Annotated in this window: 3 protein-coding genes; 1 reads left to right on the top strand and 2 read right to left on the bottom strand. The window is 41.7% G+C overall.

Annotation, left to right across the window (positions count from 1 at the left end; genetic code table 11):
* Positions 1 to 885: spore germination protein (locus V7Z64_RS12495; protein WP_334110612.1), on the bottom strand; the 885-nt coding region annotated here is incomplete at its 3' end.
* 120 nt (positions 886 to 1,005) lie between these two features.
* On the opposite strand from V7Z64_RS12495, the gene V7Z64_RS12500 reads away from it, so the two are divergent.
* Positions 1,006 to 1,866 carry a hypothetical protein gene (locus V7Z64_RS12500; protein ID WP_297989212.1) on the top strand — a complete coding sequence of 287 codons (861 nt, stop codon included), beginning with the start codon at positions 1,006 to 1,008 and terminating at the stop codon, positions 1,864 to 1,866.
* Here V7Z64_RS12500 and V7Z64_RS12505 read toward each other — a convergent pair.
* The coding region (locus V7Z64_RS12505) for a rhomboid family intramembrane serine protease (protein ID WP_334110614.1) at positions 1,837 to 3,279 on the bottom strand (1,443 nt) is incomplete at its 5' end. The two genes, V7Z64_RS12500 and V7Z64_RS12505, sit on opposite strands and share 30 nt — an antisense overlap.

A 3,279-nucleotide genomic window follows, 5' to 3' on the forward strand; every position in this document is an offset into this window, starting at 1 on the left:
AGAAAGCCACACTGCAAGAAACCGAACGAAGCGCAAATATGCGCCAACAATAGGTTTATTTCTATATTCCTCCGCGTGTTGTAAATGATGCCAAAATGTTGCCGGCGCAATTAAAACACTTGGGGACCCGTCGACAAAAATGAGAACATGCCCTTCGTATAAATGAGCAGCTGCCGTATCTGGCCGCTCTGTATAGCGAACGACAGGATACGGATTGAGGTGTCTCCCCGAAATAAATTCCTCAACTGTTTTTTCCCCCATCGGTAAACCATCTGTATCAATTTTAGCTAATGATTGCTTCACTTCCTCGACAATAGCTGAGTCGGCAATATCTTCAATATAGCAAACACATACATCTGTTTTGGAACGTCGCCCAATTTGCATATACTCCATCCGCAACGAACGATCGCGCACACGTCGTCTCGTTAGCGCCGTATTAAAGACAATCGTTTCTACATACCCATCCCGCGCACCTCGAACGACACGTTCCATATCCGGTTCTTGAGGCCCTCGTACAGGATATGTGCGGGCATCAATTAAAATAGCTTTGTTCATTCCATCTACAAAAAGCGCTGTCGGTCCTGCAAGTACTCCATCCATGACCCGCTCAAAATCATCCGTTTGATCCAACTCCACATATGGCAGATGCGTCCTTAATAATTTATCTAACGGTTGTTCATCTAACACACCGTTCGGCAATTCGGACAACAATTTCATTAAATAGTGGAGAATATCATCTTTGACAAACCCGTCAATCATAAATAACGCCATGTCTTTTCCTGCATAATGCACATCTAAATAAATGACGTCAAAGCTTTTGTCAACGCCAAGCTTTGTTTTCATATATGCTACGTTTTCTGAGAGACGCGAAGATACCCGTTTCATTGTCATCACCTACTTTACATTTACTACCACACATCTTTGACATATCGACATTTGTTCATACATATTTCGTGTGGTATGCACATACATTTTTACAAATGTAAGCTTGACCGGAGGAATGAGATGAAACGTCTATTATCACTATTTGTCCTGTTGCTTGTATTTGTCGTCATCATTCAAACGTTTGAACGACCGACGCGTGAAACAATTATGTTTTTCCCGATCGACCCGACCGTCCGCTTTACGAATGCTCAAACAAAATTATCGCTACAGCCAAAAAAGAAAGAAACGCGTTATGTGATCGACTGGATTGTCACTTCATCACTTGATCGAACAGCCTACTTGCGCCAAGATATTTCCATGCTTTTCGCGAATGGACGATTAATAGCTACACAATCAAAATGGAAAGAAAAAGGAAAAAATCTTATTCAACAAAAACATGTTGAACAAAAAGGGAGTCGACTGTTTCAAGCGATTTCGTATCATCAAGGGGAATTGCATAATGGCGATGATATTCGAAGCAGTCAAAAAATGAGCGGAGATTTGTTGTACGTCATTGACTCTTCATTCGCCCCGCTTCAATCGTTTCGCAAACCGATAACAAGCGAACAAAAAACGTGGGCAAACACATTAAATAAACAAACGCAGACGATCGTCAACAAAGCTGCCAAACAGATGAACGACATTCTACAAACAGACGAATATTATCATCTATATTTGACCGAACTTGTTCAATATAACGAACAACCATTTATGGATTTAACGACAAATGAGACAGAAATAATGATCGGAAATTTATGGGAAGGACTATACAAAAATTATTTTTTAGGCATAAAAAAACAGAACGGTTCGATTGAATCACCAATCGGCAGCACCGTTCCGCTTATTTTAATAAAAAAAGATTACAGCAAGCTGCTTGTTATCACAGAAACAGCGGATGGAGAGCTCGTCATATTAAAGCAGCTGCTCGAGTTCACGCAGTAGCTGCTTATATTGCCTGTCATCTGGCTGAAGCTGCAATGCACGTTCTACCGCTTGCTTTGCTTTTTCGTAATTTTTTTCTTCTGCATACAATAGCGCTAAATAGTAAAATGCTTCATGAAAACGTTCATTTTTTTCGATGGCATCGTATAAATATTGTTTCGCTGCATCATAATCTTTTTGTTGAATGTGCATGTACGCGCGTAAAAAATCCGCTTTATACGCTTCTGCATCCCGTGGGTGAATAAATGATAGCATTCGCTCTGCCTCTCCATACTCACGCTCGTCAATATATTGCCTCGACAAGGCGAGAATGAGTTGTGCTTGGTCGGCTGGCGGGCGTTGAAAACCAATATATAAACATATAGCCGTAACGATCGTCGTCAACAAAGCCGCCAGCCACTGTCCAAGACGAGGACGCTCTTTCGGAAGATGAACGACGCTAGCAGCTAAAAAACCGCCGATCAAACCGCCAATATGGCCAGCGTTGTCAATCTTCGGAACAACAAGACCAAAGGCTAAATTGATTCCAATGACCGTTAACACATTCATTCCAATCGTCCTAAAAAATAAATGTGGATGCACTTTTCCAAAATAAAGCAGAGCCCCAAAACATCCGAAAATCGCGCCAGATGCACCAGCAGATACTGATGGCGAAAACAAAAAACTAGCGAGTGAGCCGGCAAAACCAGCAAATATATAAATGAATAAAAGTCGGGACGAACCGTACAATTTTTCAACGAGCGGGCCTAAATAATATAGCGCAAACGTGTTCATAATTAAATGCAAAAAACCGATATGTAAAACGATTGGCGTGAAAAATCGCCACCATTCTCCTTGCAAAATAAGCGGGTTGAATTTCGCCCCATATTCAATAAGCGTTAACGTATTTGTACTTCCGCCATTTAACTCTAAAATGAAAAACATCGCGATTTGCAACGCAATGAATACATACGTCCATCTTGCTTTTCCACGCTCAAACATGCGCCGTTCGTTTTCATACATTTGCTCAGCGAACGATAACACATGTTTTTTAAATGATTGCAGTTCATCGTATAAAATGGGAGAATCGTCAGGTACATATACTTTCATCGCTTGTTGAAACCGCACACTTAATTCGTCCAATATCGAATACATATTGCTCGCATGCATCACGAACGTTTCCATGTGCACGCGATTATTTGTTAACGGATGTTGCACATATAATTCCCAATCGTCAACTGGAGGATACACCATCACATATATGTTGATGACATGAAGCTGGCGGCGAAACTGTTTCCTTCGCCATTCATCGACAGCACTAAACGCTTGTTGCATATCGCGCTTTAGTGATATGCCCCAATCGATATCTGCACGAACGAGGCGAACGAGCGGCGCTTTTCGCTCGCGCGTGGACTGTAGCCAGGCTTCTCTTTC

Origin of the sequence: Anoxybacillus sp. (genome assembly GCF_036834105.1) — a bacterium.
In the GTDB taxonomy this organism is placed as follows: Bacteria; Bacillota; Bacilli; order Bacillales; family Anoxybacillaceae; genus Anoxybacillus.

Coding starts and splice junctions, on each gene's coding strand:
- V7Z64_RS12500 (WP_297989212.1), top strand. CDS start 1,006: ATGAAACGTCTATTATCACTATTTGTCCTGTTGCTTGTATTTGTCGTC.